Raw genomic sequence first — 5,869 nt, forward strand, 5'->3', positions numbered from 1 at the left:
ATGACCACCTGGCGCTGGTCGTGGATCGCGCCGACGCGCAGCGCGGTGAGCCCCTGACCCTCGGTGCTGACGAGCAGCAGAACGCCGCTGCTGTCGGCGTCTTCGCCGGAGAGGCCGAGATTGCGGGCGACATCGACAATTGGCACGTAGGCGCCACGCACCGAGATCACCTCGCCGTCGGTGCCGATGCAGTGCAGGTCGCGCGGGTTCGGGCGGATCGTCTCGATGATCGAGGCGATGGGGATCACCATGGTCTGATCTGCGATCGAGATCACGAACCCGTCCATCACCGCCAGCGTCAGCGGCAGCACGATGGTGAAGGTCGTGCCAAGGCCGGGGCTCGAGGCGATGGAGACGCGGCCGCCAAGCGCTGCAACCGCGTTTTTCACAACGTCCATGCCGACACCGCGTCCGGACAGGTTCGAAACCTCGGCCGCGGTGGAAAAGCCCGGCAGGAAAAGCAGGTTATCGACCTCCTGCTCGGAGAGCTCGGCGTCGGGCGAAACCAGCCCCTTTTCGATGGCCTTCTCGAGAATGCGGGCGCGGTTCAAGCCGGCGCCGTCATCGGCGATCTCGATGAACACGCTGCCGGAGCGGTGCGAGGCCGAGAGGCGGATCGCACCGGTCGGATCCTTGCCGAGCTCGGAGCGCGTGTCCGGGCGTTCGAGTCCGTGATCGACCGCGTTGCGGACCATGTGGGTGAGCGGATCGGCCAGCCGCTCGATCACTGTCTTGTCGACCTCGGTCGAATCGCCGACGGTGACGAGCTTGACCTTCTTGCCGGTGGCCTCGGCGGCCTCGCGCACGATGCGCGACATGCGCTGAAAGAGCGGTTTCACCGGCTGGGCGCGGATCGCCATGACCCCTTCCTGGATGTCGCGCGCAAGCAGCTTGTAGGCTTCCAGCTCGTTGGTGAGATGCGCGACCGCGGGCAGCTCGAGCTCTTCGATGCGCTGCGAGATCATCGCTTGGTTGATGATCAGCTCGCCGACGGTGTTGATCAACCTGTCGACCCGATCGAGATCGACCCGCAGCGTCGGGCGCGGGCCGCGCGGTTCGTCGCGCGGGGTGCTCTGAGGCGCGGCCTTGCTCGCGGGCGGCGGGGGCGGCGGCGGAGGGGGCACCACGCTTGGCGCGGGCAGATCGGAGGCGCCCGGGCCGACCGCTGAGGGTGGCGGGGCGAGCGTTTCGGGCGCCTCGGGCTCGAAGGGAGCGACGGGCTCGTCCGAAACCTGGATGTCGAGCTCGCAGAGCGCGTCCACGAACTCGAACACCTCGTGCAGAACGGTTTCGTCCTCGGAGGTCTGCAGGGTGAGGCGCCAGTCGATCACCGCATCCTCCGGGTCGAAGGCGTCAAACTCGGGCAGGCGTGTGAGATCGGCGGTCACCGTGAGCGTACCGAGCTCGGCCAGTGCATCGAAGAGCAGCAGCGGCTCGTGCCCGTTGGCGTAAAGCGCCGGGCTTGGGCAGAAGCGGATATCGAAGCGGCGGCGTTCGGGTTCGGCTGCGGGTTCGATCTCGGGCTGGTCGAGCGCCATCGGTGCGGCGTCAAAGGCGAGGGGAGCGGCGTCGAAGGCAATCTCTTCTTCGCTCTCGGCATCGTCGAGATAGGCGCCCAGTTCCTTGAGGATCGCGGCCTCGGATTCGACGTTGGGCTCGCGTCCGTCGCGAGCGGCTTCGACGAGATCCGCCAGCTGGTCGCCCGAGCGATGGAACAGCAGCATCAGCTCCTCGTTCACGGCGAGCTGTTTCGAGCGGACCTTGTCCATCACCGTCTCGAAGGTGTGGGCGAAATTCACCAGCCGGTCGAGTGCGAAGGCCCCGGCGCCGCCCTTGATCGAGTGCACCGCGCGGAACACCGCGTTCACCACCTCCATGTCGGAGGCGTTCTCCTCCATGGCGGCGAGCCCCTCTACAAGCGCCTCGAGAAGCTCTTCGCACTCTTCGAAAAACGTATCGCGGATCGAACTGTTGGACATGGCTTACACCACGTGGCCGGTGAGCCGGCGCAGGACCGACACCAGAGAGGCATCGTCGAAGGGTTTCACGATCCATCCCGTTGCCCCGGCCTCGCGGGCGCGGGCCTTGAGATCCGGGCCGCTCTCGGTGGTGAGCACGATGATCGGGACCGTGGTGCGGTTCGGCCCGCTGCGCAGGTTCTCGATCACTCCGAACCCATCCATGTTGGGCATGTTGATATCGGTGATCACGACGTCGGGCTCGACCTCGGAGAACTGTTCCACCCCTTCGACCCCGTCGCAGGCCGAATGGTATTCGAACCCCGCGCCTTCGAGCGAGACGCGCAGCAGGTTTCGGATGGTGCGGGAATCGTCGATCGCGAGGACTTTGGTGCTCATGAGGTCTGGTCCTTGTCGAAATGATCGGGGGCGAGGCCGAGCCGTTCGAGGCCGGCGCGGAAGCTGTCATTGGCCTCGGTCAGGCGGAAGGGGAGCTGTTCGCGGGCCCATTGCTTCTGCGCCACCAGCAGGATCTGCAGCCGGTGGGCATCGACCCGGGCAACATCGCGGGCCGAGATCGTCACCGGCGCGTGGCGCGCGCCGAGCAGGAAGGGAACCAGCGCATCCTCGCCATTGCGGTTTCGCGCGGGTTCAAGAACGTGGAGATGGGGATCGGACATCGTCTGCTCGGTGCCTCTGCCAGCCTCTTTGATCGAAAGACCCGCATCGCAGCCGGGCCGCCTGGGTCAGCCATGAGACATACGGGCGGTGTCTTAACAAAGCGTTCTGGCGCGCCGGTTTTCGCAGGCGGCTTGCAGCCGCCCGGCCATCGCCTACAACTGGGGCGTCAGAGCAAAGGGAGAGTGTCGATGGCGCGCAATGGTGGTCAGCTTGTGGTGGAGTGCCTCGTGGCTCTGGGCGCCCGCCGCGCCTTCGGGGTGCCGGGCGAAAGCTATCTCGCGGTGCTCGATGCGATGCACGATACCGGGGGGCAGCTCGATTTCGTCAATTGCCGGCAGGAGGGCGGGGCGGCCTTCATGGCCGCGGCCCATGGCAAGCTGACCGGGCAGCCCGGCATCTGCATGGTGACCCGCGGCCCCGGCGCGACCAACGCCTCGATCGGGGTGCACACGGCTATGCAGGACAGCGCCCCGATGATCCTGCTGGTCGGCCAGATCGGCACCGAGATGCGCGAGCGCGAGGCCTTTCAGGAGGTCAATTACCGCGCCGTCTTTGGCACCATGGCCAAGTGGGTGACCGAGATCGACGATGTCGCGCGGGTGCCGGAGATCCTGTCGCGGGCCTGGACCACGGCGACCACGGGCCGTCCCGGCCCGGTGGTCATCGCGCTGCCCGAGGACATGCTGATGGCCGAAACCGATGTGGCGTCGGTCGACGGGCCGGTGCCTGTCTTCCCGCCCGAGCCCGCGCCGGCGGCCGTGGCCGAGGCAATGCAGATCCTCGTGCGTGCCGAGCGGCCGCTGATCGTGATCGGCGGCGCGCCGTGGGATCGCGAGGCGCAGGACGCGCTGAAGCACTTCGCCGAGGGCTCGGACATCCCGGTGATCAGCTCGTTCCGCTACCAGGACCAGTTCGACAACGGCTCCGACTGCTTCTGCGGCGATGCCGGCGTGGGCATGAGCGCGGCGACCAAGGCGCTGCTCGGGCAGGCGGACGTGATTCTCGCGCTGGGCACGCGCTTTGGCGAGAACATGACCGACGGCTACACGCTCCTCGAGGTGCCGGACCCGGTGCAGAAGATCATCCACGTGATGGCCTCGGACCGCGAGATCGGCAAGGTCTACCGCCCGGCGCTGGGCATCCACGCCTGTCCGCAGCGCTTCGCGCTGGCGCTGGGCGAGACGGTGCAGGGGGGCTGGGCCGCTTGGCGCCGCAAGGCGCGCGAGGCCTATCTCGGCTTCATCGACAACGCGCCGGCGCAGCCGGGGCCGGTCGACATGGTGGCGGTCTGCGCGCATCTGCGCGACCGGCTCGCGGGGCAGGATCTGGTACTGACCAACGGTGCCGGCAATTTCACCGTCTGGCCGACGCGCTTCTTCCGCTTCCGCCCCGGAATGCGGCTTCTGGGGCCGCAGTCTGGCGCGATGGGCTACGGTCTGCCGGCGGCGGTCGCCGCCAAGATCGAGCGCCCTGAGGCCACGGTGATCTGCTTCGCCGGTGATGGCGACATCCAGATGACGATGCAGGAGCTTGCCACCGCCCGTCAGGCGGGGGCCGCGGTGATCGTGATCGTCGTGAACAACGGCACCTACGGCACCATCCGCGCCCATCAGGAGCGCGAATTCCCCACGCGGGTCTCGGGCACCGAGCTGGTGAACCCGGATTTTGCGGCGCTGGCGCAATCTTGCGGGCTGCATGGCGAGGTGGTCTCCGAGACCGCCGGGTTCGCCGAGGCCTTCGAGCGGGCGCTGGCCTCGCCCACCGGCGCGCTGCTGGAGCTGATCGTCGACAAGGAGGCGCTGACGCCCTACCGCACGCTGAGCCAGATCCGCAGCGGGAGCTGAGGGCCCCCTGACGAAACCACTTGGCGGATCCGAGGGCCGGCTCTGGGGCCGGGCCTCACGCCTTGAGGTCGCGTCGGGCTGGGACGGGGCGACATCGGAAGAGCCGCGCCATCGCTGTCCCGCGGGGTGGCGATCCGTGGCTTTGACCCTCTTGTTTTATCCTGATCACGTCCGAAGGACCTCGACAGCTGGCGCCCAGCGACACCAGATTGCCAGCCCGTCCGGGCGGGCCGGCGATGGCGCGGCGGCTTCGCCTTGTTTCCGCGCTGGCGCATCGCTCGACTGTCGGTCGGGCAAGTTCGGATTGGCGCGGGTGTTCTGGTCAGGCTTCAGGATCTCGTTCAAAACGCGCCCGGAACCGCGCCAGCTCGCGCGGGGCGGGACGCTGGCCGGAGAAAATCGCGACGTAGTCCTCGATCCGCGCCAGCCGCACGTCCAGCGTCTCCTGCACCTGCATCGAGACATAGCCCATCTGCGTCAGGTAGACCGTCCGCGCCCGCACATCCGCCTCCGACGCCGCCAGCCCGAAGCGGGCAAACATCTCGCGGATCGCCGCCAGCCGCGTCTCGTCGGCGGCATGCACCCGCGCCGCCACCGCGTCATCCGCATGCGCCCAGCCGCGCACCGCGAAATCGAAGCGCGGCTCGAAGGCGCGCGGGTCGAGGAAAACCGCGATCAGCGACAGAACCGCTTCGGGCAGGGTCTCGGCGTAAGCCGTGCAGCCCGCCGCGATGGCGCCGGTGTTGCGCGCCTCCCAATGCTCGAGCAGCGCCGCGAGCAGCGCCTTCCGGTCCTTGAAGAACCAGTAGAAGCTGGTGCGCGACAGATTCAGCCGCGCGCCCAGCGGCTGGATCTTTACCGCCTCCAGCCCGCCCTCGACAAACGCCTCCTTGGCCGCGTCGAGCCAGAGCTCGCGCGAGCCGCGCCAGCCGGCGCTCTTTTCGCCATCCATCGCTTCATCGCTCATGCCGCAAACCTAGCCGCCGACACCGCGGCTCACAACGAAAAATGGACAGGGGTGAACTCAAACTTGACAGGTGTGAACATTTTGGCGCAGCGTCACGTCAGCCAACAGGGAGAGCGCCCATGTCCCCAACCTCCGATCCGCTGCTGCAACCCTTCCAGCTCAAGCATCTCACGCTGAAGAACCGGCTGATGCTGTCCTCGCACGAGCCCGCCTATGCCGAGGACGGCATGCCCAAGGCGCGCTACCGCGCCTACCATGCCGAGCGCGCGCGGGCCGGGATCGGGCGGCGGGCTGAGCGACGGCGTGCTCGAGCAGGCCGAAGCGGCGTTGGCCCGCCATGAACTGGTGAAGGTCCGGCTCATCGCCGATCGCGAAGAACGCGGTGATCAGGCGGCCGAACTGGCGCGGCGGACCGGCGC

The 5,869-nt window shown here is 67.9% G+C and carries 6 protein-coding genes; 2 read left to right on the plus strand and 4 right to left on the minus strand.

The features are described 5' to 3' along the window. The 3 genes from AC6RA4_RS06250 to AC6RA4_RS06260 all read right to left on the minus strand — a co-directional run. On the minus strand, positions 1 to 1,979 hold a 1,979-nt coding region (locus AC6RA4_RS06250), incomplete at its 3' end, for a chemotaxis protein CheA (RefSeq protein ID WP_500158475.1). A gap of 3 nt (positions 1,980 to 1,982) precedes the next feature. Beyond that, entirely contained in the window at positions 1,983 to 2,357 is a 375-nt protein-coding gene (locus AC6RA4_RS06255) for a response regulator (RefSeq protein ID WP_222601812.1), read from the minus strand. Continuing rightward, a complete protein-coding gene (locus AC6RA4_RS06260) occupies positions 2,354 to 2,638 on the minus strand; it encodes an STAS domain-containing protein (RefSeq protein ID WP_500158477.1) in 285 nt (94 codons plus the stop codon). The genes AC6RA4_RS06255 and AC6RA4_RS06260 overlap by 4 nt, the downstream gene beginning before the upstream one ends. 189 nt (positions 2,639 to 2,827) lie before the next feature. Between AC6RA4_RS06260 and AC6RA4_RS06265 the strand changes: the two genes are divergently transcribed. Next, positions 2,828 to 4,483 (plus strand): thiamine pyrophosphate-dependent enzyme, encoded by a 1,656-nt coding sequence (locus AC6RA4_RS06265; protein ID WP_500158479.1) that lies wholly within the window; start codon positions 2,828 to 2,830, stop codon positions 4,481 to 4,483. 322 nt (positions 4,484 to 4,805) lie between these two features. Here the strand turns inward: AC6RA4_RS06265 and AC6RA4_RS06270 are convergent, their stop codons facing one another. After that, entirely contained in the window at positions 4,806 to 5,450 is a 645-nt protein-coding gene (locus tag AC6RA4_RS06270; RefSeq protein ID WP_500158481.1) for a TetR/AcrR family transcriptional regulator, read from the minus strand. 255 nt (positions 5,451 to 5,705) lie between these two features. On the opposite strand from AC6RA4_RS06270, the gene AC6RA4_RS06275 reads away from it, so the two are divergent. Beyond that, positions 5,706 to 5,869, plus strand: a 164-nt coding sequence (locus AC6RA4_RS06275; RefSeq protein ID WP_500158485.1) for a YhbY family RNA-binding protein, incomplete at its 3' end; no start/stop codon positions are given.

The organism is Salipiger sp., from assembly GCF_059781815.1.

Coding starts and splice junctions, on each gene's coding strand:
- AC6RA4_RS06255 (WP_222601812.1), bottom strand. CDS start 2,357: ATGAGCACCAAAGTCCTCGCGATCGACGATTCCCGCACCATCCGAAAC.
- AC6RA4_RS06260 (WP_500158477.1), bottom strand. CDS start 2,638: ATGTCCGATCCCCATCTCCACGTTCTTGAACCCGCGCGAAACCGCAAT.
- AC6RA4_RS06265 (WP_500158479.1), top strand. CDS start 2,828: ATGGCGCGCAATGGTGGTCAGCTTGTGGTGGAGTGCCTCGTGGCTCTG.
- AC6RA4_RS06270 (WP_500158481.1), bottom strand. CDS start 5,450: ATGAGCGATGAAGCGATGGATGGCGAAAAGAGCGCCGGCTGGCGCGGC.